Consider the following 25,256-nt stretch of genomic DNA (forward strand, 5'->3'; position numbering starts at 1 on the left):
AAGCTTAGATACGGGAGATATGACGACGGAATAACTTTAAAAATAAAATTAAAAAATAAAAGGATTAATGATTAATAGAAAAATAATTAAGAATAAAATTTTTAAATAATAAAATACAGATTATGCTTAATCGTTTAAATAAAAAAATGTTTGGTCTATTAAATTGATATATGCTAAATAATAATATATATATTATGTTATTTTTTTATTTGTATTTGAATTATATGTGTTTGTTGTTTTTTTATGATTTAAATTATCTTAATGTTGTAATTTTATTATTTAGGTAGATATTCAATATTTATAGATAAGAAAATAGTGAAAATTTAATCATAAAAATATATTGATTATATATCTTTATATTTTTGATTTTATTTTTTTAATATGATATATTTCATATTTCAATATTATTTATCTGAGTATTTATATTTATAAAATTAATTTATTTTGAATCAATTTGTTATTATATAAGTGTTTTTAAGGGGAATATTATTTTTAGGACTTTTCTTTTTTTTAAAATATTTTATAAAAAAAAATACCATTACGGGATTCCTCAATTTAGATTAATAATAATAGAATATATTTGTCATGTACAAATTTTAGAATTATTAAGCACCTATTGTTATGATTTAGCAACTAATTAGTGTAGTTGAGGCTCTCTTTTTTAAAAGAGAGCCATTTTTATTATCAATTTAATTATTTAATTTAAAGGATTAAACAACTTGTTTAATCCTTTAAATATATGTTTTGTCAATAAATATATGTTGTTTCAAATTAATGAGTATTTTTTAATAAAATGATAATAAAAAAGATAATTTTAAATTTTAATATATTTCAATTGAACATTAAATTGATATTAATAAAAATTAAAATATTAAATAAATAATTTTTATTCATGTATTGAAAAAAATTATATGAATTATTTCTTTTTAACAGTTTAAAAGTAAAAATAATAATCAATTATTTAGAATGTATATAAATATTTGTCAAATAAATTAAAAAATGCACATATTAATTTTAAAATTGTATATTTAAAGGCATATGAAAAATATCATGGCTTAACACTACCTTAGACCAAAGCTTATAATTAGGCATTAGGTAAGTTAAGTTAATTTGTTAAAGCACAATAAAGAAAGCATAAAATAAAATTACTATATGATTTTTGATTTAGATATGATTAAAACGGTGTACAGCCGTTATCAGTCGAAGGTTAATGCCGTTCGAGAATTAGTGGGCAGGCCTTTAACCTATTCTGAGAAAATATTATATTCACATTTGTTTGAAAAAAATCCGTCTGAAGCATTTATTAGAGGTGAATCTTATGTTGATTTTGCTCCGGATAGAGTCGCAATGCAAGATGCAACCGCTCAAATGGCCTTACTTCAATTTATGCAAGCGGGAAAAAAGAAAGTAGCTGTGCCTTCTACAGTTCATGCTGATCATTTAATTCAAGCAAGAGTTGGGGCGGATAAAGACTTACAGGAAGCAATTAATAAAAATAATGAAGTTTATAATTTTTTGTCTTCTGTTTCTAATAAATATGGAATAGGATTCTGGAAACCCGGAGCAGGAATTATACATCAGGTCATTCTTGAAAATTATGCATTTCCTGGTGGAATGATGATAGGGACAGATTCTCATACACCTAATGCAGGAGGCTTGGGAATGATAGCAATCGGAGTAGGAGGAGCAGATGCAGTAGATGTTATGGCAGGGATGTCCTGGGAACTAAAATTTCCAAAATTAATAGGTATCCACTTAAAAGGAAAACTGAATGGATGGGCTTCACCTAAAGACATAATATTAGAAGTTACCGGTCTTCTAACTGTTAAAGGCGGCACAGGATGTATCATAGAGTATTTTGGAGAAGGTGCTGAGTCTTTATCAGCTACTGGAAAAGGGACTATTTGTAATATGGGGGCAGAAGTAGGAGCAACTACCTCTATATTTGCTTATGACGAAAATATGTCGAAATATTTAAAAGTTACCGGTCGTACTGAAGTTGCTGAAATGGCGGATAAAATAAAAAATGAACTTCGTTCTGATAAAGAGGTTTATGAAAATCCTGAAAAATATTACGATCAGTTGATTGAAATAGATTTGAGTAGCTTAGAACCTCATCTTAACGGACCCTTTTCGCCAGATATTGCAACCCCTATTTCACGTATAAAAGAAGTTGCTGAAAAAAACGGGTGGCCCTTAAAAGTGGAAGTTGGATTAATAGGGTCATGTACGAATTCTTCTTATGAAGATATTTCAAGAGCAGCATCAATAGCTAAACAAGCAGCAGATAAAAAAATTAGCCCCAAGGCTGATTATACCATTACACCTGGATCAGAATTAGTGCGTTACACAGTAGAAAGAGATGGATATTTAAGTATTTTTGATCAGATAGGAGGAAAGGTATTTGCTAATGCTTGCGGACCTTGTATAGGTCAGTGGGCAAGAGAAGGCGCAGATAAACAAGAGAAAAATACAATTGTACATTCTTTTAATAGAAATTTTGCCAAAAGAGCTGATGGAAACCCAAATACCTATGCCTTTGTGGCTTCCCCTGAATTAGTAACAGCATTGGCAATTGCCGGGGATTTAGGATTTGATCCTCGTAAAGATAAACTCACTAATGATGAAGGCGAAAAGGTAATGTTAGATGAACCCAAAGGTTTTGAGCTTCCCCCTAGAGGTTTTGAGGTTGATGATCCGGGATATCAAAAACCGGCTGAAGATGGTTCAGCTATAAACGTGGAGGTTTCTCCTACCTCGGAAAGGTTACAATTACTAGAAAGCTTTCCGGCTTGGGACGGTAAAAATATTACTGGAATCAGACTGTTGATTAAAGCATACGGAAAATGCACTACAGACCATATCTCAATGGCTGGCCCATGGTTGAAATTTAGAGGACATTTAGATAATATATCTAACAATACTTTGATTGGTGCTGTGAATGCCTTTAACATGGAAACCAATAAAGTTAAAAATGAAGATACTGGAGAATATATGGCTGTTCCTGATTCTGCCAGAAAATATAAAGCAGATGGAGTGCCGACCCTAGTAGTAGGTGACTACAATTATGGTGAAGGTTCATCAAGAGAGCATGCCGCAATGCAGCCTCGACATTTAGGAGTTAGAGCTGTATTAGTGAAATCTTTTGCAAGAATCCATGAAACAAACCTTAAAAAGCAAGGCATGTTAGCATTAACATTTGCTAATCCAGACGATTATAATAAAGTTCAGGAAGATGATATAATTAATTTTTTAGATTTAGATAAGTTTGCTCCAGGAAAATCACTTACTATAGAATTAGTGCATTCCGACGGTAATAAAGAAAATATTGAAGCCAATCATACCTATAATAAAGGACAAATTGAATGGTTCAAAGCTGGTTCAGCTCTAAATCTAATCAAGATGAATGAAGCTAAAGGCTAATTATTAAAAATTTTGTATTAAAAAACACCGGATATTTCCGGTGTTTTTTTATTTTATGAAACCAAATTATTTAATTCTAAAATTTTGTTATCTTCATATTGTATTTAAACGTATAAATTATTAAAGAAACTTATATAAATTTTACATTTATAGCTTGTCTTTTAAAAATTGTCCCGTATAAGATTGTTTACATTTAATAATCTCCTCAGGTGTTCCGTGAAAAACGACATTCCCTCCATTAATTCCGGCTTCAGGACCTATATCAACTAAATAATCAGCACATTTAATAATGTCCGGATGATGCTCAATAACCATAATACTATGGCCATTTTCAATTAAAGCATTGAATGACTTAAGCAATTTATTTATATCATCAAAATGTAAACCAGTACTAGGTTCATCGAAAATGAATAGAGTATTTTCTGAAGAATTACCTTTTACTAGAAATGAAGCTAATTTTATTCGTTGTGCCTCACCTCCCGATAATGTTCCTGAAGATTGCCCTAATTGTAAATAACCTAAGCCGACATCTTGCAAAGGTTGAAGTTTAGTTGAAATTTTATCTTGATTATGTGTTTTGAAAAAAGTTATAGCTTCATCTATAGTCATTTCTAATACATCTGCTATATTTTTTCCTTCATACATTACTTCTAAAATATCTTGCTTAAATTTTTTTCCATGACAAGTTTCACATTCTAATTCGATATCAGCCATGAACTGCATTTCAACGGTTATAACGCCTTCTCCTAAACAGGTTTCACAACGACCACCTTCAACGTTGAAAGAGAAATGTTTCGGTTTAAAATCATTAAGTTTACTAAGCTTTTGCTTGGAAAATAGGTCGCGGATATCATCAAAGGCTTTAACATAAGTAGCCGGATTAGAGCGTGAGGATTTGCCAATAGGGTTTTGATCAATCAGCTCAAGGTGTTTAATTTCACTCCAATTTCCTTTTAATTCGGAAAAGTTGCCTGGCTTATCTCCATTTATTCCTAATTTTCTTTGTAATGCAGGCGTAACAATGTTTTTCATTAAGGTACTTTTTCCGGAACCGCTTACACCTGTTATTACCGTTAAACAATGTAATGGCAATTTTACATCAATACCCTTTAAATTATTTTGTCTAGCCGCAGTAATTTCAATAAATTCTTTTGTTTTTCTTCTGGTTTTAGGTATTTCAATCTTTTTTTCACCATTTAAATACTCAGCCGTTAAAGTATGCGTTTTAATCATTTGGGAATAAGTTCCGGAAAATACAACATTCCCCCCTAGGTTACCTGCTTTCGGACCAATATCAACCAAATAGTCGGCTGCTTTCATAATATCTTCATCGTGTTCGACTACAACAACGGTATTGCCTAAATCTCGTAATTTTTGTAATACTGATATTAAGCGATAGGTATCTCTTCCATGCAGTCCAATACTTGGCTCATCTAAAATATAAATAGAGCCTACTAAGCTACTCCCTAAAGAAGTTGCCAAATTAATACGCTGGGATTCACCTCCGGATAGAGTATTAGAAGCTCGATTTAAAGTTAAATATCCTAAACCGACATCTAAAAGAAATTCTATTCTACTGTTTATTTCAAAGAGTAAGCGTTTAGCAATCTTTTTCTGATACTCATTAAGTTCTAAATTTTTTATTATACCATGTAATTGATCCATAGGTAATTCTGTCCAGTCATTAATGGAATACCCGTTTATTTTTACATAATTGGTTTCAGGACGTAAACGACTTCCTTTACATACAGGGCAAATTGTCTTACCTCTGTATCTGGAAAGCATTACTCGGTATTGTATTTTATAGGTATTTTCTTCTACCATTTTAAAGAAATTGTTAAGACAAGGAAATTGCTGATCTCCTGTACCTCTCCATAAAATTTCTTTTTGTTTATCATCTAACTCATAATAAGGTTTATGTATAGGAAAGTTCAATTTAGATGCTTTTTTAATAAATTCATCTTTCCATTCGCTCATTTTTTCTCCTCTCCATGCGACAATAGCATCTTCATATACAGATAGATTTTTGTTGGAAACTACAAGATCTTCATCTATGCCTAAAATTTTTCCATATCCTTCACAAGTAGAGCAAGCTCCATAAGGATTATTAAAGCTGAAAAAATGTATGGTAGGATCGTTAAATTTAATGCCATCGAGTTCAAAAGCATTGGAAAAAGATTTAGTTTCTTGGGTATCTACATTTTTTATGAAACAAGATCCTTTTCCTTCATAAAAAGCAATTTGTACACTATCGGCAAATCTTTGTAGAAACTCATCATTATGTTCTACTGAAAATCTTTCAATAACCAAGTTTATTTTGGTGTTTGCCTCAGGAACAAATCCGAAACTCTCCAAATCTTCTATAGTGACAATATTACCTCCTACCTCAAGCCTCACGTATCCTTGACTTTTTAATGTATTTAAAAAAGTTTTAAAGTCTTTATCTATAGTACTTATTGGAGCTAATAATAAAAATTTTCCTCCTTCAGGTATAGATTGTATGTAATCTACTACATCAGATACTTCATCTTTTTTTACTTCTTGCCCTGATATGGGAGAGTATGTTTTACCTACTCTTGAAAATAATAGTCTTAAATAATCATATATTTCAGTGGAAGTACCGACTGTTGATCTTGGATTTCCGGAAATAACTTTTTGCTGAATAGCTATAGCAGGAGCAAGTCCTTTAATATCATCTACTTGAGGTTTTTCTAATTTTCCTAAAAATTGACGAGCATAGGAGCTCAGACTTTCAACATAACGTCTTTGCCCTTCAGCATATAAAGTGTTAAAAGCTAATGTAGATTTGCCACTTCCAGATACACCGGTAATTACGGTTAATTTATTTTTAGGAATTAAAACATCTATATTTTTAAGGTTATGAAGATGTGCATTTTTTATTAAAACCACATCTTGATCCGAATGGGTTTTTATTTTATTATTGGTTTTCAAAAGTTTGTATTTGAATTTGCTTATCTATTGAAAATATATTTTTCTTACCTATAGAAGATATACAAAGATAGGAAAATAAAAAATTTTTTACTGTTATAAATGAAAAAACCATCTTATAAGATGGTTTTTTCATTTTAGATAACAATTTATGGAATCTATTTTTTTGATAAGTCAACTGTTTCGGATACGGGTGCAGTTTTCATAACTGTTCTAATACCATTCTTAGCATCGGTTTCAGAATCAAAATAAGAACTGGTCCCTACTAATTGTCCGTTACCGGATTTTAAACTAAACATCCATTTTTTGTTAGATGCTTGTTTCACTTCAAAACGGTCTTCATTTTTGGAATTTCTTTTTACAGAACTAATTCCTTTTTGACAATTTGTTTTTTGTGTATACCCATCACTTTCAAGAATAATTTGACCATTTTTTTCTTTTAATCTAAAGAAAAAAGCTCCTTCTTTGTCTTTGAAAATTTCAAACATATTGTTATACTATTTAGTGTTAATATGGCATAAGGTAGGAAAAAATCATGCCATTATTTTATAAACAAAAATCTTCTATATTTTTTAACAATAAATAAAAAACTTGATAATATCGTGTGGTAGGCTAAAATAAAGGGTTATAGCTGATTTCTGATAAATTTTTAATTAAAAATTTTAACACTTTTTAGAACAGATTCCACTACTGTTCATTTGAAAATATAGACTGACATTTTTACATTTTTCATTTGTTTGATATTATTTTATAATATTTTATTTATCTTGCATATATATTTTAGCATCTTATACTTCTTTAATTTATTTAACCTTAATATTAAAAATAATTATTTTTTTATTTATATTATAATCTAGTTATAATTTTAATTTTTATATTATTTATTAAAGTAAGAGTAGGTTTTTTGATATTTTCTGTTTTTAAATTTTTATAAAAGTAAATTTTAATAGGCATTAATTATTTTTATAAACTATTATAAATATTAGAGCGATTATTTTGGATAAAATGCTATTTAATATTAATATTTTTTTTAAACAAATTATATTTGTAAAGAATAATATAAAAATGGAGTTAACCCCTTTATTAGAAGATTATATTGAGAAAAATAGTACAGAAGAGCCGGTATTATTAAAAGAGTTAAGAAGAGAAACCTTTTTAAAAACAACACAACCCCATATGTTATCCGGTATTTTACAAGGAAGAATATTGAGTATGATTTCCAAGTTAATATCTCCTTATTTAATTGTAGAAATAGGTACCTTTACCGGATATGCTACTTTATGTCTGGCAGAAGGTCTTTCAGAATCGGGTAAAATAATTACAATTGATAGTAATTATGAAACGGCTTATATACCGAAAAAATATTTTCAAAAATCTGAATTTTCTAAAAAAATTGATTTTGTTTTGAATGATGCTTTGCAAGTGATTCCGCAGATTGAACAAAATATTGATGTTGTATTTTTAGATGCAGATAAAAAAAATTATGTAACTTATGTAGAGTTGCTTAAACCTAAGTTGCGCTCAGGCGGAATAATTATAGCAGATAATATTTTGTGGAAAGGAAAAGTTGTTGAGAATTTTAAAGACAAAAAAACTGAATTTATAAAGGAATTTAACACCTATGTAAGGTTAGATTCGTCTTTAGAAGTAGTAATTTTACCTATAAGAGATGGTATAAGTATTATAAGAAAGAAATAAATTTGCAGTTATGAGTAAATCCATTTGTCAAGTAAGTGTTGCTCCAGTACGAAAAGAACCTTCTGATACCTCAGAAATGGTAACTCAATTGTTGTTTGGAGAACTTAGTGAAATAATAGATGTTAAACAACAATGGGTGAAAGTTAAAATTATTTTTGATGGATACGAAGGTTGGGTAGATTTTAAACAGATATACATTCTTAGTGAAATAGAATTTGCAAATTTTTCTCAGGAAAGTTCATACGTTTCGGAACCATTTAGTCTTTTGGTTCTTAATAATCAGCCATTTCCGGTTACTATAGGGGCAGAATTGCGCGGATTTATTAAAGGAAATATTTTTGAATTAGCTCCAGATAAACATTTCTTAATTGATGAAGTTTTATTAAAGGGCAAACAAAAAAAAGAGCAAATTTTAGATTTAGCATTTAGGTATATTAATACCCCTTATTTATGGGGTGGAAAAACAACGTATGGAATAGATTGTAGCGGACTAGTTCAAATGGTATATAAATTAGCTGGATATAAATTGCCAAGAGATGCAAATCAGCAAGCATTAGAAGGGCAAGTTTTAAGCTTTATAGAAGAAGCAGAACCTGGAGATTTAGCTTTTTTTGAAAATGAAGAAGGTAAGATCGTACATGTAGGTTTTATACTTCCTGATCAAAAAATTCTTCATGCTCATGGAAAAGTGCGTATTGATAGTTTGGATTATACAGGAATTTTTAATTATGATCTAAATAAATATACTCATCAATTGAGATTTATCAGAAGAATTTTTTAAATGAAAAAAAAATATTCACAATATAAGTTTGAGGCAGCTTTAGATGAAGTGGGAAGAGGTTGTTTGGCTGGTCCAGTAGTAGCTGCAGCTGTAATACTTCCTGAAGATTTTTTTAACGAAGAGATAAACGATTCTAAACAATTAAGTGAAAAGAAAAGGAAGGAGCTAGATAGTATTATTAGACAAAATGCAATTGATTATGCAATTGCAGAAGTATCACCACAAAAAATTGATGAAATTAACATTTTAAACGCTAGTTTTTTGGCAATGCATTTGGCACTGGAACAATTAAAAATTACTCCTGAATTTTTATTAATCGATGGTAATAAATTTTTAGAATATAAAAATATACCACACTGTTGCGCAATTAAGGGAGATGCTAATTTTATGAATATTGCAGCGGCATCGATTCTTGCTAAAAATTACAGAGATATTTTAATGGAAAATTTTCATGAAGATTACCCGGTATATAGTTGGAAAAGTAATAAGGGTTATCCTACAATTGCCCATAGAAAAGCAATTCTAAAATATGGAATTACATCTCTACATAGGAAGACATTTAAGCTATTTCCTGAACAATTATCACTTAATTTTTAAGATGAATGTTTATTAATTTAAAATAGTCTTTTTTATTTTTTTCTAAAATTAATATATTTACATAATGTATTATTTTAGATTATTAGTGAGGTATTTAAGGTTAATTAGAATTCATCAATGGTTTAAGAATATTTTTATTTTTCTTCCTATTTTTTTTGCCGGTAAATTATTGGATTTACATATGGTATTAATTTCAGTAGTAGCTTTTTTTTCTTTTTCATTTATTTCAAGTTCTATATATATAATTAATGATTATAAGGATATTGAATATGACAAGATGCATCCGGTGAAAAAAAATAGACCTTTAGCATCTGGGAAAATAAAAATAAATCAAGCATTTATAGTTTTCTCACTATTATTTTTTAGCGCCTATTTTATGTGCTTCATTATCCAATCTTGGGAGGTAGCCTTCCTAATAACTATTTATTTTCTTATGAATTTGGCTTATAGTTATAAATTAAAGCAAATTGCAATTATTGATGTAATTATAATAGCTATAGGTTTTTTGTTAAGAATTTATGTAGGAGGTTTTTCAGTCAGTCTACCTATATCTGTTTGGGCAATTTTAGTTACCTTTTTCTTAGCATTAGTTATGGCCATTGCTAAAAGAAGAGGAGAATTAATAAATGTACAAATAACCGGCCAAACAAGAAAAGCCTTAAATGGATATAATCTTCAATTTATAGATGTAGCTATTACGGTTGTTTCTACCTGTTTTGTCGTATGCTATATTATGTATACCTTAGATCCGGTGATTAAAAAAAATTTTCATGAATACATTATTTATACAACGTTATTTGTAGTTATAGGAATTCTTAGATATTTACAATTAACCTTTGTATATAATAAAACAGAATCACCTACTAAAGTAGTATATAAAGATTTGTTCCTTCAAATAGATTTAATCTTATGGTTGATAATGGTTTTTATTCTTAAATATTTAAATTAATTTTTATGAGTAATGCAGAAAATAAACAAAATGTAACTAACTGGGGAAAATATCCTAAAGTTAAAACTAATTTTCATGTTACATCTGACATACTAAAGATAAAAAAAATAATTACAAAAAGTAACTCTATAATTGCTAGAGGCAACGGGAGATCCTATGGTGATAATTCATTAAATAATGATAATATATTATCAACCTTGCATTTGAATAAATTTATATTTTTTGATAGGGAAAATGGTATTTTCGAATGTGAATCAGGAGTTATATTGTCTGATATTCTTGATGTTATTGTTCCTGAAGGATATTTCTTACCTGTTACACCAGGTACGAAATTAATAACGGTTGGAGGGGCTATAGGATCTGATGTACATGGAAAAAATAATCATTCAGAAGGATGTTTTGGAGATTATCTTATTGATTTTAAAATTATAACTCAGGATGGAGAGCTAAGAAAGTGTTCCCCCACAGAAAATTCCGATTTATTTTGGAATACCATTGGAGGCATGGGATTAACAGGAGTCATTATTTCGGCTCGATTCAGTTTAAAGAGAATACAAACTGCTTATATTAATCAAAAAGTATTAAAGGCCGATAATTTAGAGGAAATATTTAAATTTTTTGATGAATCGGAAGACTGGACCTATAGTGTAGCATGGATTGATTGTTTACAAAAGGGAGCAAAAATGGGTAGATCTATATTAATGGTAGGGGAACATGCTAAATTATCTGAATTACCTACTAAATGGGGGAGAAATCCTTTAAAGCCTAAGAAAAAATTCAAATTGAATGTACCTTTTGATTTCCCTTCCTTCATTTTAAATACATGGAGTGTTAAAGCATTTAATTATTTATATTATTTCAAACAAAGAAAGAAAATCATTAGTAATATTGTCGATTATGATACTTTCTTCTATCCCCTGGATGCTATAAATAATTGGAATAGGATATATGGTAAAAATGGATTTATTCAATATCAATTTATTATTCCTAAAAAAGTTGGAAAAGAAGGAATGACAAAAATTTTAAAAGCAATAGCTAAAAGTGGTCAAGGATCTTTTCTTGCAGTATTAAAATTATATAAAAAAGGAAATCTAAAAGCTCATAATTCTTTTCCTATTGATGGTTATAGCTTGGCTTTAGATTTCAAAATAAATAAAAAATTACCTTTATTAGTAAGGGAATTGGATGAAATTGTTGAATATTATGGAGGAAGAATTTATTTGGCAAAAGATTCCATGTCCAAAAAATCTTTAATAGATTATGTAAAAGTTCCTCAAACTAATAAATTTGATTCGTTGCAAAGAAAAAGGATAGAAAATTATTAATCTTATATGAAAGATTATAATGAATAATATATAGATTTGTTATCATTTCAACTCTTAGCTTCCTCATAATTCCATTGTTTAATTCTACATAAGGAAATTATTTGGGATTCAGTTTCGTATTTTAAAATAAATAGAAATTCTAGAGAGATTATTGCAATTGGTTGTTTGAATAATAAAATACATCTAAAAAATAAAAATAAATTGAATGTTTTGTACCTATTTACAACTAAGTCGCATAGATGCAAATATAGTCAGATCAATAAACCCTGATTTTTAAAATGATCCAAAAAGGTAATTTAATTAATAGTAAAAGTTTAATTTTATATAATTTAAAGATGAAATGATAATACTAGGAGCAACTTCAGATATTTCTCAAGCATTTGTTGACAAATTTCTCACAGTAGGTAATAAAAAGTATTCTAAAATATATTTAATAACATCAAATCCTGGTGAAACAGAAAGAATTTCAAAGCATCTATTAGTTAAGCATAAACAAGATTCAGAAATCATCAAATTTGATTTAATACAAGATTCGGATTATTCTGTTTTTGATACTATAGAATCTGACCTATTGTTTTGTGCAACAGGATTTTTAGGTAAAAATACGGATGAAGGTTTATACGATGAGATAAATACACAAAGAATAATTAAAATAAATTATTCTAAACTAGTTCCCTTAGTAAGTTATTTTGCTAAAAAATTTGAACTTAAAGGATCAGGAACTATTATTGGATTATCTTCTGTTGCCGGACTTCGTGGTAGGCAAAGTAATTTTATATACGGAAGTTCAAAAGCTGGATTTATGATTTATTTAGATGGTTTACGAAATTATCTTTATCATAAAAATGTTCATGTTATGACGGTTCTTCCTGGTTTTATGGATACAAAAATGACGATAGGATTGACATTGCCTAAAGCTTTAACTGCTACACCACAAAAAGCCGCAGAGATAATTTATAGGGCATATAAGAAGAAAAAAAATAAAATATATGTTACAGGTATTTGGTGGTATATAATGACAATAGTAAAAAATGTTCCAGAATTTATTTTTAAAAAATTGAAAATGTAATATTCATAGGAAAAATTTAAACTCTCAACAAAAAAGAAAGAATCAATTTTAATGGAAGAAAATAGATTATATCTCTTTGATTTCGATGGAACAATAACTACTAAAGATACTTTGTTTGATTTTTTACAAGTTTCATTTCCTTACAGCTATAAAAATGTTTTTATAAAGTTTATTCCGTTATTTATACTAGTAAGATTTAAATTGTTGAATGCCGGAAAAATTAAACAACAATTTATTTCACAATTTTTAAAAGGTAAAACTTATATAGAAATTGAAGAGTTAGCGCAACAATATTTTGAATTAAGAAAAAACGATTTGATAAGACCTAAAGCATGGAGATATATAAAAGATTTGTCAAATGAAGCGAATAAATATATTGTTACGGCCTCTCTTGATATATGGGTTAAACCATTTGCAAAATATTTAGGACTTCGTCTAATTTCAACAAAAGCAGAATTCATAGAGGGTATTTTTACTGGTAAATTTGTAACACCTAATTGTAATTGTCAGCAGAAAGTGGTTAGAATTGTAGGAGAAATTCAATTAGCCAGATTTTTAAAAATATATGCCTTTGGAGACAGTAAAGGAGATAAATATATGCTGGAATTAGCTACAAATCCCCATTTTCGATACTTTGAATAAAAAAAGTAATCTTATATAAATTAAGATTACTTTCCTAATATATTTTTTTAATTTTATAAATTTATGATAATCCCAAGTGAGCCGTGGCTACCTAGTTCTGCAAATGCACCAAACCTATCATCGAAGAAATATCGATAACCAATATGAGCATCTATACCAAAGCCTTCATTTCTTCCTCCTATATTTATACCGGGATATAGATCCATATTTTTAGGAAGGTCTAAAAGATCATTTAAGTGAAAATTAGCACGCCCGAAAATAAAAAAATTATCATCATCGTCACTCCAGTAAAGGTCTGCTCCAGCTCCTAAAGAAAGCCAATCCATTACTCCATAATCATAGGAAGCGGTAATTCCAGTTCCGTACCCGAAGGCGTTAATTCCTAACTGCATTTTTTGGTCGTGTATACCACTAAAACTTTGTGCATGGGTAAATGATATCATTCCCAAAATATAAAAGAGAGCTATTATTTTTTTCATTTATTTAAATAATTCAAATTAATCATCTATTTCTAAGATATCATTTATAAAAGAGCATGATACCTTAAAACGTATCGGTTCATCTTGAGTGATAAAATCTTCACAATAGCCTTGCCATATTAGTTTTAAATTACCTTGTTCATCTTTTCCGAATTTTAATTCATTGTTATCAGTTTCCAAATCTTCTTCATCATTTAAATTCAGATTAGTATAATACAACTCTTCTACCTCCCCATTTTCATTTTCTTTTTCTTCATAAGAAGGTATCTGAAATGATTTTCCACATAGTTGTTGAATAGTCTTTACTGGAATTTCAAAATCTTCTATAGAAAAAGATACCTGCGGATATTCATTTTGAAATGAATCTTCCTCAACGTGATCCAAATCATCGTCTGATTCTACCTCAACGACTAAGGTGTTCTTCTTATTAAGAAAAACAACCTTACAAAAACATTTCCTGATGTGATACACTAAGGTTTCATCAGGGTGATAAAACTTAATAAGACCTTTCATCTGATTGTTATATTACGTATTACAAAAATATATATTGTGTTTTTTTAGATTTTAATTTAAAATATGAACTTTTTTTATTAAAGACCTTTTAAAATAAAATATGATTTTTTTCCTCTTTGAAGTAAAACGTATTTTCCTTGAATTAAGTCTTTGCTATTGATAATAAAATCTTCTTTTACTTTTTCTTGATTCACAGAAATTGAATTTTCCTTTAAGGCCCTCTTCGCTTCATTTTTTGATGATAGAAAACCACTCACCTCAGACAAAGCATCAAGAATTGAAATTCCTTTATTTAGTTCTTCTAAAAAAACTTCTTTTTGAGGAACTCCTTCAAATAATGATAAAAATGTATTTTCATCTAAAGATAAAAAATCTTCTTTTGTAGATTTACCAAATAGGATAGATGAAGCTTTGATTGCCTTTTCTGTTTCCTCTTTTCCATGTACCCAAATGGTGACTTCTTCGGCTAGTTTTTTTTGTAAGATTCTTAGAGATGGATTATCTTGGTGAATTTTTATTAATGATTCAATTTCGTCTTTTGATAGGAATGTATAAATCTTTATGTATTTTTCCGCATCAATATCCGTTATATTAAGCCAAAATTGATAAAATTTAAAGACAGAAGTTTTGTTTTCATCTAACCATATGTTTTCTCCTCCCTCACTTTTACCGAATTTGGTGCCATTTGCTTTAGTAGTTAAAGGACAAGTTAAGGCGAAGGCTTCTTCTCCGATTTTTTTTCTAATAAGTTCTGTCCCTGTTGTCAAATTACCCCATTGATCGGAACCGCCCATTTGAAGCTTTACGCCCATTTCTTTATACATATGATAAAAATCAAATCCTTGTAAAAGCTGATAGGTAAATTCTGTAAAAGACATGCCTTCTTGGTATTCTCCATTTAATCTTTTTTTAACGGAGTCTTTTGCCATCATATAATTAACGGTAATGTGCTTACCGATATCTCTTGCAAAATCTAAAAATGTAATATCCTTCATCCAATCATAATTATTTACCATGATAGCAGAATTTGGCTTGTTACTGTCAAAATCTAAAAATCTTTCAAGTTGAGATTTTATCCCTAAGAGATGTTTTTGTAAAGTTTCATGATCCTGTAAATTACGTTCTGAACTTTTTCCGGATGGATCCCCAATCATACCTGTCGAACCTCCAACTAAGGCAACAGGCTTATGCCCATGTCTTTGAAAATGAACTAAAAGTAATATAGGTACTAGGCTACCCACATGTAGAGAATCAGCGGTTGGATCAAAACCGATATATCCCAACGTTAGTTCCTTATTTAATTGTTCTTCTGTCCCCGGGATTAAATTATGAATCAATCCCCTCCAAGTTAACTCCTCAATAAAAGAATTCATATGATAGATTTTTCAACAGGCAAATTTATAATTTTTCGCTTAATATGATCTATTTATAGGCGTAAAATATAGTTTTTTGCCGTTTTAACTAAATAAATTTAAATATATACTATAATATTTATAAGTAACTTTAATTTATTATTGAGTAATATAAGCCCCTTTATAAATTCTAAAAAAGAGTATAAGCGTATTTATTGTATTTTTGATCAAAAAAATTAGAATGTTATTTGTAGATAATAAAAACAATTACGATCCTGAAATAAATCTTGCCATTGAACAATATCTAGTAATGAATCTGCCAATAGAAGAAAATTCATATTTACTTTTCTATATAAATGATCCTTCCATAATTATTGGTAAGCACCAAAATACCATCGAAGAAATAAATACAGAATATGTAGACAAAAAAAATATAAAAGTAGTAAGAAGACTATCGGGAGGAGGAGCAGTGTATCATGATAGAGGAAATCTTAATTTTAGTTTTATTACTAAAAACGATGGAAACAGCTTTTCCAATTACCAAAGATATTTAAATCCGGTCATTAAAGCATTACAACAGATGGGGGTAAATGCAGAAATAAAAGGAAGAAATGATATTTTGGTAGGAGATAAAAAAATAAGTGGAAATGCTCAATTTGCAACCAATAAAAGAATGTTTACCCACGGAACTTTGTTGTTCAATAGCAACATGGATGAAGTGAGTACATCCTTAAAAGTTAGAAAAGATAAAATCGAATCTAAAGGAATTAAATCCATTAGGAGCAGGGTAGCCAATATTACAGATTATATTACAACGGAATTAACCATAGAAGAATTTAGAGATAAGCTTTTATTATCTATTTTTAATGTTGATTCTATTAAGGACATCACTAAGTATGAATTGACAGAGTCAGATTGGAGTCAAATTAGAAAAATATCACAAGAAAGATATGCAAATTGGGAATGGAACTTTGGGCGTTCGCCTAAATTTTATATGGAACGAACTCAAAGGTTTCCTATTGGCTCTATTGACTTAAAATTAAATGTTCAAGATGGAATAATTACTGCGATAAAGATTTATGGAGATTTTTTCGGAGTAGGCAATTTAGAAGATATTGAGAATAAACTCATCGGCAAGAAATACACCAAACAATCCGTTGCCGAATCATTAAGAGGACTGGATCTTTCCTTATATTTCGGTAAAATAACGTTAGAAGAATTTCTTACTCTAATATATTAACACTTGAAGAACCGATAAAAATGTAACTGATAGCTCTTTGTTTAATTCAAATCAATAATAATATTAAATAATGTATTTTTGTAATTAATATGAAAATTTGAGACAAATAGATGAAAAATTGGATCGAAGCAGCTAGATTAAGAACTTTACCGCTTTCTCTCAGTGGGATTATTTTAGGAGGATTACTCGCCAAATGGAAAGGAGATTTTGATGGAATTATTTTTGGGCTCTCTTGCCTTACTACTATATTGTTCCAAATTCTATCAAATTTTGCTAATGATTATGGAGATGGAACCAAAGGAACAGATAATGAACTAAGAGTAGGTCCAGCTCGTGCTATTCAGTCCGGAGCCATATCTCAATCAGCCATGTTTCAGGGAATTGTTATTACTATAATTCTTTCTTTATTTTCCTCTGTAGCTCTATTATGGTATGCTTTTATTCCAACCTATAAAAAAGAGTTTTTTATTTTTATAGGATTAGGAATAGCATGTGTTTTAGCAGCTATATTTTATACCATGGGGAAGAAACCGTATGGATATATGGGGTTAGGAGATGTATTCGTATTCATCTTTTTTGGATGGGTTTCCGTCCTCGGAAGCGATTTTTTATATTCCAAAACTTTTACATGGGACAATTTACTTCCTGCCTCTGCCGTTGGATTATTTAGCGTTGCCGTATTAAATCTAAATAATATGAGAGATATTAATTCGGATAAAATCAGTAATAAAAAAACTTTAGCATTGCGTTTAGGATATCAAAATGCTAAATACTATCAAATGGTATTGATGAATCTTCCTTTCATACTATGCCTTATATTCTTACTTATACATCAGAATGAATTTATTGTTAAGCTTGAAAGTTGGTCCTCTTTGAAACCCTTTTTATTTTTTATATTATTTATTCCTAATACTATATTGCGTAGAAAAATTTTATATACGAAAAATCCTAAAGACCTGGATCTCTATATGAAGCCTACCGCTCTATTGGCTTTATTTTTTGCAGTTTTTTTTGGAATGGGATTAAGCCTTTAAAACATAAAATAAATGGAAAGAAAAATAAAACATATATTTTTTGACCTGGATAATACACTTTGGGATACAGATAAAAATTCAATGTTAACCCTTAAAAGTATATATGAGAACTTGAAAATAAAGGAGAATCATAAACTGGAATTTTCAGATTTTTTTTCAAGCTATTACATTAGAAACGAAAATCTTTGGGCCTTATATAGACAAAATAAGGTAAGTAAACAGGATATATTGGAAAAAAGATTTAAAGATACGTTTCTTGAATTCCATATAAATGATGAAAATTTATGGAAAAATTTTGACGATTATTTTCTCACTAAAATTATGGAAAATAATAATTTAATAGAAAATGCAGAAGAAATATTAGATTATTTAGTAACAAAGGGGTATATATTGCATATAGTTTCCAACGGTTTTATAGAACAAACTAATCAAAAAATTCAAGATACTATTATTAAAGATTATATTACCACAGTAACCAGTGGGGAGGAAATAAATAAAAGAAAGCCGGCTAAAGAAGTATTTGAGTTGGGAATTAAAAAAGCCAATGCTTCAGTAAATGATTCCGCTTTTATAGGAGACGATTGGGAAGCTGATGTCATGGGGGCTCTAAAAACAGGGATGTTTCCCATATATTTTAACTATAAAAAAGAGAATTATAATAAAACTACTGAATTTCCTATAATCAAAGATTTATTAGAATTAAAAAATATCTTTAACTAGATATGATAGAAATTTATACAGACGGAGCTTCTTCGGGAAATCCCGGAAAAGGGGGATATGGAATTGTAATGATTCTTAAAGGAACTTCCTATGAAAAAAACTTTTCGGAAGGATTTCGTTTGACTACTAACAATAGAATGGAGTTACTGGCTGTCATCACTGCTTTAGAAAAAATAAATAAATCCAATCAAGAAGTAGAAATATACTCAGATTCTAAATATGTGGTAGATGCCATAACTAAAAATTGGATTTATGGTTGGGAGAAAAAAAAATTTGATAAAGTAAAAAATTCGGATTTATGGATTCGATTTTTAAAGATTTATAGAAAACATAAAGTGACATTTCACTGGATTAAAGGGCATTTCGGACATTCTAACAATGAAAAAGCAGATAAATTAGCAACTAATGCAGCTAAAGGAGATAAACTTTCCATTGATATTGTATACGAAAAGCTTATGTCGGATAAAAAAAGATATATTTAATTGACAAAAATTATATGTTAATAAATCAGCAATTATTTGTTAAAAAAAGTTTATAATTTAGCGCGAGGAATCTAATAAAATAAATTGTATGAAAAAAGAGGTTATAATCTATTGCTCAATAATATTGTTTCTTACATTATTAACATCTTGTGTATCATATGAGGCCACTGCATCAAATAAATCAAAGCATGCTAATTCCAATAGATATACCTATAATACAAATAAAACAAGACATCATACAACCAATTCAAAACCTCCACATAGTACCACTACTACCCATGGTAATAAACCGGTGAAGAAAGAACCTCATCACGAATCCAAAAAAAATGAAGTAAACAAACCAAGAAAAACAACGGATGTAAATTTAGTTCTTAAAGAGGCTGAAAAATATAAAGGAACTCCTTATAAATATGGAGGAAATTCCTTTAGTGGAATTGATTGTTCTGGTTTAGTTTGTAATGCATATAAAAAAATTAATATAAAATTACCAAGACGTTCAATTGATATGTCTAATACGGGAAAAAATGTTAGTATATCTAATATAAAAGAAGGTGATTTGTTGTTTTTTATTACGGGAGGCAGTTCTATCAATCATGTAGGGATCGTCTACAACATTTCTAGTTCGGGAAAAATTTCATTTATACACGCTTCTACTTCAAAAGGAGTAATTATAAGTTCTTTAGGGGAATCTTATTGGAAAAGTAAATTTAAAAAAGCTCAGCGAATATTATAATTAAAACTAACAAAAATTCATTTCCTATTAAAAAGCTATAGTTATAAAAAAACCTTTTAATCTTATTTTAGACTAAAAGGTTCTCATCATTTATATATTTTAATTTTTAATCAATAGGCAACTATCTTAGCTATAATATTGAGCTTTAAGTTCTTTTACTTTTGCGTCCGATAAATATTCATCATAATTCATGTATCTGTCAATAATTCCTTTAGGTGTTAGTTCAATGATCCTGTTACAAACAGTTGACAATAATTCATGGTCATGAGAAGAAAGTAAAATAGTACCTTTAAAATTGGTTAATGAATTATTCAAAGCTGTTATACTTTCCAAATCTAGATGATTAGTAGGCTCATCAAGAAGTAAAACATTAGCTTTAAATAACATCATTCTTGAAAACATACAGCGCATTTTCTCACCCCCTGACAGAACTTTACAAGATTTTAAAGCCTCATCACCACTGAAAAGCATTTTCCCTAAAAATCCACGGATATATTCTTCATGTCTTTCCTCATCTGTGTTTACATATTGTCTAAGCCAGTCAACAAGATTATCGTCAGATTGAAAGTATTTGGTATTATCTAAAGGTAGATAGCTTTGCTTTGTTGTAATCCCCCAAGAATAGCTTCCTTTATCAGGTTTAGAATCTCCCGATAGTATTTGAAAGAATTCAGTAATAGCTAAAGAGTTTTTAGATAAGACCGCAATTTTATCACCTTTTTTAAGATTAAGATCTATATTGCTAAACAATAACTCTCCATCCTTAGTTTTCTCCAGCTCCTTTACCTCTAATATTTGATCTCCGGCTTCCCTCTCTTGTTCAAAAATAATTGCCGGATATCTTCTAGAAGAAGGTTTTATATCCTCAATATTTAATTTTTCGATCATTTTTTTACGAGCAGTGGCCTGTTTCGCTTTAGCAACATTAGAACTAAATCTGGAAATAAATTCCTGAAGTTCTTTCTTTTTTTCTTCAGCCTTTTTGTTTTGTTGAGCCCTTTGACGTGCTGCTAATTGGCTTGCCTCATACCAAAAAGAGTAGTTTCCGGTATATAAATTCAATTTTCCGAAATCAAGATCGCAGGTATGAGTACATACCGCGTCCAAAAAGTGTCTGTCGTGAGAAACAACAATTACCGTATTTTCATATCCCGCAAGAAAGTCTTCCAACCAAGATATAGTTTCAATATCCAAATCATTGGTAGGCTCATCTAAAATAAGAACATCTGGATTTCCAAATAGTGCTTGAGCCAATAAAACCCTTACTTTATCAGCATTTTCCAATTCAGACATCATTTTATAATGAGCGTCATCTTTTATCCCTAGATTTGATAGTAATGTTCCTGCATCAGATTCAGCATTCCAACCTCCCATTTCTTCATAAATTACACCTAGTTCTCCAGCCTTTACACCATCTTCATCAGAAAAATCTGGTTTCGCATATAAAGCATCCATTTCTTCTTTTATATGGAAAAGTTTTTGATTCCCTTTTATAACTGTTTCTAAAACAGGATAAGCGTCATAAGCAAAGTGATTTTGTTCCAATACGGACATTCTTTTATCTGTTTCAAGGCTAACACTCCCCGTAGTTGGTTCTACATCTCCGGAAAGAATTTTTAAAAATGTTGATTTTCCTGCTCCATTAGCTCCGATAATTCCGTAACAGTTTCCTTTCGTAAATTTTACATTAACCTCATCAAAGAGTACTCTTTTTCCAAATTGTAAAGATAAATTTGATACTGTAAGCATATACTTTAATAAATTTGTACAAAAGTACTAAGAAAAAGTTTGATTATGAAATTTGAAAATAAAGTAAACGTATTAAATAGGAAGGCACGATTTAACTATGAATTGTTAGATAAATATGAGGCCGGATTAATTTTACATGGAACGGAAATAAAATCTATAAGATTAGGTAAAGCTAGCATAGCAGAAAGCTTTTGTCAATTCATAAATGGCGAATTATATGTAATAAACATGACAATTGATGAATATCATTTCGGAACCAGATATAACCATACAATAAAAAGGGAAAGAAAACTGTTATTACATAAAAAAGAAATAAACAAATTGTTAAGGAAAACTAAAGAAACAGGCCTTACCATTGTTCCTACGAAATTGTATATCAATGATAAAGGATGGGCAAAAGTCCAAGTTTACTTGGCGAGAGGTAAGAAATTATTTGATAAAAGACAAGCGATAAAAGAAAGAGAAACCAAAAGAAATATTAATAGAATGATAAATAAATATTAATTTTTTCTTGGGAGTTAGATAATAAAAATGTTACTTTGCAACCTAAAAATTAGATTTTTATATATGAAAAAGTTCAATTTGTTACTTACAGGATTGGCTACAACGTTAGCAACTACTGTATTTGCTCAAAACATTTCGGATAAGTGGTATATCGGAATTGGAGCACATGCAGTAGACCATACTTCTGTTCGTGGTATCTTTGACGGATATTTTGATACCGATGATTATAGTATTGTACCACCGTTGTCTAAGTTAACAGTTGCCAGAAGCATTGCTAAAAATTTTGCAGTTGACTTGCAAGCTTCAATTGGAGAAATAGACAATAAAAGATTAAAGATTAAAGACGAATTTTTTGTTTTAGCAGGTTTAGGTATTAGATTTACACCACTTAGTGAATCTAAGTCATTAAAATGGCTAGATCCATATGTAAGAGTAGGTGCAAACTACCATAAATATTCTTATAAAGGAATAAAAATTGTTGAAGATGATCCATCTACTCATTTAGATGCATATGATAACGATTATAACCCTAAGAAAAATTACAAATTAGGTGGAAAATTTACCGGACATGACAATAATTTTATATTAAATGGAGGAGTAGGTATTAACTTTTGGGTTACTAAAAACGTCGGTTTAAATATAGAATCTCAATATAACTGGGCAACAGCATATTCTAAAGATTATATAAACTTCTTCCAACATTCCGCTTCCATAATTTTTAAATTCGGAGCTAAGAAAGAAGAACCATTACCGCCACCACCGGTTGAAGAAGAAGAGCCAGTACCAAGTGATAGAGATGGAGACGGTATTCCAGATGATGAAGACAGATGTCCTGATACTCCGGGATTACCACAATTCCAAGGATGTCCTGATACAGACGGTGACGGTATTCCTGATGGTGAAGACAGATGTCCAAATGCAGCAGGGCCAGCACAATTCCAAGGATGTCCTGATACAGACGGTGATGGTATTCCTGATATAGATGATGCTTGTCCAACAGTAAAAGGACCGATTGAAAATAAAGGTTGTCCTTGGGAAACTAAAGACGTTACTTTCAGATTGAAAAATATCAACTTTGAATTTAATAGTTCCAAATTAACCGCAGAATCTTTACCATTAGTTAAAGACGCAGCTAAATTATTAAATGATGATAGCTTTGAAGGTAAAAAATTCTTTGTAGACGGACATACCGATAGAGTAGGATCTGTAGCAGCTAATAATAGAATATCTAAACAAAGAGCTCAATCTGTAGTTAATGAATTGATCAATGAAGGTGTAGGAAAAGATAGATTGGTAGCAAGAGGATTTGGTAAATCAGAATTGTTATGTAAACAAGCTGATATAAAAACTAAGAAAGATGAAGAAGGAAATATTCTTTATCCAGACCAAGAATCTTGTGATAGATCTAATAGAAGAGTAGTTGTCTTAGATCAATCAGGGGATAATGTGTCAGTTACTAAAGAAGTAAAAATTAGAAAATAATAAATTAGTAAATAAAAAAACCATCCTTAATGGGGATGGTTTTTTTATATATTGGAATAGAATTTGTTTAGTAGAATAAAATAAATCATAGTAGTTAGATTAAGTATGAAAAAAATTAAATTATTGATTACAATAGGAGCTGTTATAATGGCCTTTGTAACAAAAGCTCAGAATACTACGGAAAAGTGGTATGTGGGGATTGGGATGCATGCTACTGACCATACGTCAGTGCAGGGTATCTTTGACGGGTATTTTGATACCGATGATTATAGTTTTTCTTTTCCATTATCAAAAATAACGGTAGCCAGAAGCATCGCTAAAAACTTTGCAGTTGATTTACAAGCTTCTATAAGCGATATGGATAATAAAAGACTAAAAATAAAAGATGAATTTTTTGTTTTAGCAGGTTTAGGTCTTAGATTTACACCACTTAGTGAATCTAAATCATTAAGGTGGCTAGATCCATATGTAAGAGTAGGTGCAAACTACCATAAATATTCTTATAAAGGAATAAAAATTGTTGAAGATGATCCATCTACTCATTTAGATGCGTACGATGATGACTATAACCCTGATAAAAATTACAAATTAGGTGGGAAATTTACTGGTAAAGATGATATGTTTGTAGTAAATGGAGGAGTAGGTATTAACTTTTGGTTTACTAGAAATTTTGGTTTAAACATTGAGTCTCAATATAACTGGGTAGCCAATCAATCAAAAAATTATTCTGACTTCTTCCAACATTCCGCATCATTAATATTTAAATTCGGAGCTAAGAAAGAAGAACAATTACCACCACCACCACCACCGGAAGCACCTAGCGATAGAGATGGAGACGGTATTCCAGATGATGAAGACAGATGTCCTGATACTCCGGGATTACCACAATTCCAAGGATGTCCTGATACAGACGGTGACGGTATTCCAGATGGTGAAGACAGATGTCCAAATGCAGCAGGGCCAGCACAATTCCAAGGATGTCCTGATACAGACGGTGATGGTATTCCTGATATAGATGATGCTTGTCCAACAGTAAAAGGACCGATCGATAATAACGGTTGCCCTTGGGAAACAAAAGACGTTACATTCAAATTAAAAAATATAAACTTTGAATTTAACAGTTCTAAATTGACAGCAGAATCTTTACCATTAGTTAAAGATGCAGCTAAAATGTTGAACGATGATAGCTTTGAAGGTAAAAAATTCTTTGTAGACGGACACACCGATAAAGTTGGATCAGTAGCAGTAAACAATAGAATATCCAAACAAAGAGCTCAATCTGTAGTTAATGAATTAGTAAAAAATGATGTAAGTAAAGATAGATTGATAGCTAGAGGATTTGGTAAATCAGAATTGTTATGTAAACAAGCAGATATCAATACTAAGAAAGATGATAAAGGAAATATACTTTATCCTGATCAAGAAACTTGTGATAGAGAAAACAGAAGAGTTGTGATCTTAGATCAAACCGGTTCTAAAGTTTCAATTACTGAAGAAATTAAAGTAAAATCTTCTAACAATAAGAGAAAATAATT

22 protein-coding genes are annotated in these 25,256 nt (G+C 29.7%); 16 read left to right on the plus strand and 6 right to left on the minus strand.

The genetic code is table 11. The features are described 5' to 3' along the window. Nucleotides 1-1,152 precede the first annotated feature (1,152 nt). Complete coding sequence (locus M3Z80_RS00005) at nucleotides 1,153-3,423, plus strand: aconitate hydratase (RefSeq protein ID WP_293916292.1); 2,271 nt, start codon at nucleotides 1,153-1,155, stop codon at nucleotides 3,421-3,423. 147 nt (nucleotides 3,424-3,570) lie between these two features. Here M3Z80_RS00005 and uvrA read toward each other — a convergent pair whose 3' ends face one another. Next, nucleotides 3,571-6,375: an excinuclease ABC subunit UvrA gene (uvrA, locus tag M3Z80_RS00010; protein ID WP_293916294.1), complete on the minus strand. Its 2,805-nt coding sequence runs from the start codon at nucleotides 6,373-6,375 to the stop codon at nucleotides 3,571-3,573. A gap of 155 nt (nucleotides 6,376-6,530) precedes the next feature. Beyond that, on the minus strand, nucleotides 6,531-6,860 hold the full coding sequence (locus tag M3Z80_RS00015) for a YegP family protein (protein ID WP_293916296.1): 330 nt from the start codon (nucleotides 6,858-6,860) through the stop codon (nucleotides 6,531-6,533). Nucleotides 6,861-7,437: 577 nt separating this feature from the next. Between M3Z80_RS00015 and M3Z80_RS00020 the strand changes: the two genes are divergently transcribed. From M3Z80_RS00020 to M3Z80_RS00050, 7 genes are all read left to right on the plus strand, one after another. Further along, complete coding sequence (locus M3Z80_RS00020) at nucleotides 7,438-8,070, plus strand: O-methyltransferase (RefSeq protein WP_293916298.1); 633 nt, start codon at nucleotides 7,438-7,440, stop codon at nucleotides 8,068-8,070. A 10-nt stretch (nucleotides 8,071-8,080) separates the two neighbouring features. Next, nucleotides 8,081-8,851, plus strand: a complete 771-nt coding sequence (locus M3Z80_RS00025) for a C40 family peptidase (protein ID WP_293916300.1) — start codon at nucleotides 8,081-8,083, stop codon at nucleotides 8,849-8,851. Continuing rightward, nucleotides 8,852-9,448 (plus strand): ribonuclease HII, encoded by a 597-nt coding sequence (locus M3Z80_RS00030; protein WP_293916302.1) that lies wholly within the window; start codon nucleotides 8,852-8,854, stop codon nucleotides 9,446-9,448. Between the two features lie 64 nt (nucleotides 9,449-9,512). Beyond that, nucleotides 9,513-10,397, plus strand: a complete 885-nt coding sequence (locus tag M3Z80_RS00035; RefSeq protein ID WP_293916304.1) for a UbiA prenyltransferase family protein — start codon at nucleotides 9,513-9,515, stop codon at nucleotides 10,395-10,397. 5 nt (nucleotides 10,398-10,402) lie between these two features. Further along, nucleotides 10,403-11,722: an FAD-binding oxidoreductase gene (locus tag M3Z80_RS00040; protein WP_293916306.1), complete on the plus strand. Its 1,320-nt coding sequence runs from the start codon at nucleotides 10,403-10,405 to the stop codon at nucleotides 11,720-11,722. Between the two features lie 340 nt (nucleotides 11,723-12,062). Then, nucleotides 12,063-12,791, plus strand: coding sequence for an SDR family NAD(P)-dependent oxidoreductase (locus tag M3Z80_RS00045; protein ID WP_293916308.1), 729 nt, complete (start codon nucleotides 12,063-12,065; stop codon nucleotides 12,789-12,791). Nucleotides 12,792-12,842: 51 nt separating this feature from the next. Beyond that, nucleotides 12,843-13,433 carry an HAD-IB family hydrolase gene (locus M3Z80_RS00050; RefSeq protein WP_293916310.1) on the plus strand — a complete coding sequence of 197 codons (591 nt, stop codon included), beginning with the start codon at nucleotides 12,843-12,845 and terminating at the stop codon, nucleotides 13,431-13,433. A gap of 53 nt (nucleotides 13,434-13,486) precedes the next feature. Here M3Z80_RS00050 and M3Z80_RS00055 read toward each other — a convergent pair whose 3' ends face one another. The 3 genes from M3Z80_RS00055 to tyrS form a co-directional block, all read right to left on the minus strand. Further along, the gene (locus tag M3Z80_RS00055) at nucleotides 13,487-13,912 is read right to left on the minus strand and encodes a DUF6646 family protein (RefSeq protein ID WP_293916312.1); all 426 of its coding nucleotides are present in this window, start codon (nucleotides 13,910-13,912) and stop codon (nucleotides 13,487-13,489) included. An 18-nt stretch (nucleotides 13,913-13,930) separates the two neighbouring features. Continuing rightward, a complete protein-coding gene (locus M3Z80_RS00060) occupies nucleotides 13,931-14,425 on the minus strand; it encodes a hypothetical protein (RefSeq protein ID WP_293916314.1) in 495 nt (164 codons plus the stop codon). A 77-nt stretch (nucleotides 14,426-14,502) separates the two neighbouring features. After that, nucleotides 14,503-15,798 (minus strand): tyrosine--tRNA ligase, encoded by a 1,296-nt coding sequence (gene tyrS, locus M3Z80_RS00065; protein ID WP_293916316.1) that lies wholly within the window; start codon nucleotides 15,796-15,798, stop codon nucleotides 14,503-14,505. A gap of 220 nt (nucleotides 15,799-16,018) precedes the next feature. Between tyrS and M3Z80_RS00070 the strand changes: the two genes are divergently transcribed. The 5 genes from M3Z80_RS00070 to M3Z80_RS00090 all read left to right on the plus strand — a co-directional run bounded on the left by M3Z80_RS00070 (nucleotide 16,019) and on the right by M3Z80_RS00090 (nucleotide 19,986). After that, nucleotides 16,019-17,017 carry a lipoate--protein ligase gene (locus M3Z80_RS00070; protein ID WP_293916318.1) on the plus strand — a complete coding sequence of 333 codons (999 nt, stop codon included), beginning with the start codon at nucleotides 16,019-16,021 and terminating at the stop codon, nucleotides 17,015-17,017. A 110-nt stretch (nucleotides 17,018-17,127) separates the two neighbouring features. Further along, nucleotides 17,128-18,051 (plus strand): 1,4-dihydroxy-2-naphthoate octaprenyltransferase, encoded by a 924-nt coding sequence (gene menA / locus M3Z80_RS00075; protein WP_293916320.1) that lies wholly within the window; start codon nucleotides 17,128-17,130, stop codon nucleotides 18,049-18,051. 12 nt (nucleotides 18,052-18,063) lie between these two features. Further along, on the plus strand, nucleotides 18,064-18,771 hold the full coding sequence (locus M3Z80_RS00080) for an HAD family hydrolase (protein WP_293916322.1): 708 nt from the start codon (nucleotides 18,064-18,066) through the stop codon (nucleotides 18,769-18,771). 2 nt (nucleotides 18,772-18,773) lie between these two features. Next, nucleotides 18,774-19,253, plus strand: a complete 480-nt coding sequence (gene rnhA, locus M3Z80_RS00085; protein WP_293916324.1) for a ribonuclease HI — start codon at nucleotides 18,774-18,776, stop codon at nucleotides 19,251-19,253. Between the two features lie 88 nt (nucleotides 19,254-19,341). Continuing rightward, nucleotides 19,342-19,986 carry a C40 family peptidase gene (locus M3Z80_RS00090; protein WP_293916326.1) on the plus strand — a complete coding sequence of 215 codons (645 nt, stop codon included), beginning with the start codon at nucleotides 19,342-19,344 and terminating at the stop codon, nucleotides 19,984-19,986. A gap of 126 nt (nucleotides 19,987-20,112) precedes the next feature. Here the strand turns inward: M3Z80_RS00090 and M3Z80_RS00095 are convergent, their stop codons facing one another. Then, complete coding sequence (locus M3Z80_RS00095; protein ID WP_293916328.1) at nucleotides 20,113-21,735, minus strand: ABC-F family ATP-binding cassette domain-containing protein; 1,623 nt, start codon at nucleotides 21,733-21,735, stop codon at nucleotides 20,113-20,115. Between the two features lie 45 nt (nucleotides 21,736-21,780). Between M3Z80_RS00095 and smpB the strand changes: the two genes are divergently transcribed. The 3 genes from smpB to M3Z80_RS00110 all read left to right on the plus strand — a co-directional run bounded on the left by smpB (nucleotide 21,781) and on the right by M3Z80_RS00110 (nucleotide 25,254). Continuing rightward, entirely contained in the window at nucleotides 21,781-22,239 is a 459-nt protein-coding gene (gene smpB / locus M3Z80_RS00100) for an SsrA-binding protein SmpB (RefSeq protein WP_293916330.1), read from the plus strand. A 63-nt stretch (nucleotides 22,240-22,302) separates the two neighbouring features. Then, complete coding sequence (locus M3Z80_RS00105) at nucleotides 22,303-23,721, plus strand: OmpA family protein (protein WP_293916332.1); 1,419 nt, start codon at nucleotides 22,303-22,305, stop codon at nucleotides 23,719-23,721. Between the two features lie 105 nt (nucleotides 23,722-23,826). Beyond that, on the plus strand, nucleotides 23,827-25,254 hold the full coding sequence (locus tag M3Z80_RS00110) for an OmpA family protein (RefSeq protein ID WP_293916334.1): 1,428 nt from the start codon (nucleotides 23,827-23,829) through the stop codon (nucleotides 25,252-25,254). Nucleotides 25,255-25,256: the final 2 nt, after the last annotated feature.

Origin of the sequence: Apibacter sp. (genome assembly GCF_025291155.1) — a bacterium.
Lineage (GTDB): Bacteria > Bacteroidota > Bacteroidia > Flavobacteriales > Weeksellaceae > Apibacter.